At 35.7% G+C, this 361-nt stretch carries 1 protein-coding gene; it reads right to left on the bottom strand.

Features of this window, described 5'->3' with window-relative positions; all coding sequences use genetic code 11:
- Positions 1-131: 131 nt before the first annotated feature.
- A partial coding sequence (locus tag DKT72_RS18330) for a hypothetical protein (RefSeq protein WP_162623387.1) occupies positions 132-361 on the bottom strand: 230 nt, incomplete at its 5' end.

The following is a 361-nucleotide window of genomic DNA, read 5'->3' as shown; positions in this document are numbered from 1 at the left end:
AAAGAATTGTATAATTATATCAGGATTTATTTAATAACCTGTATAGTTATTTTAGGACGGGTCAAATATAGGGTTCACCCGTACTTACGCTATGGCTACGCTATGGCTACGCTATGGCAACGGTATGGGAACTATGGGCGAACACCACCGAAGCTATATAGAGATGGTATTAACATATCATAAAACCCTCTAGGTATGGAGTGATGCAAAGACACCTCAACCTCACCTTTTCTAGGGAACAAGTCCATAACAAGTCCATAATAAGTCCATAACAAGTCCATAATAAATATGGACTTGACCCGTCCTAAAATAACTATACAGGTTATTAAATAAATCCTGATATAATTATACAATTCTTTTT

The organism is Confluentibacter sediminis (assembly GCF_003258355.1).
GTDB classification, from domain to species: domain Bacteria; phylum Bacteroidota; class Bacteroidia; order Flavobacteriales; family Flavobacteriaceae; genus Confluentibacter; species Confluentibacter sediminis.
Note: the sequence above shows the minus strand (reverse complement) of the source record. Positions and strands in the feature narration are given on the sequence as shown.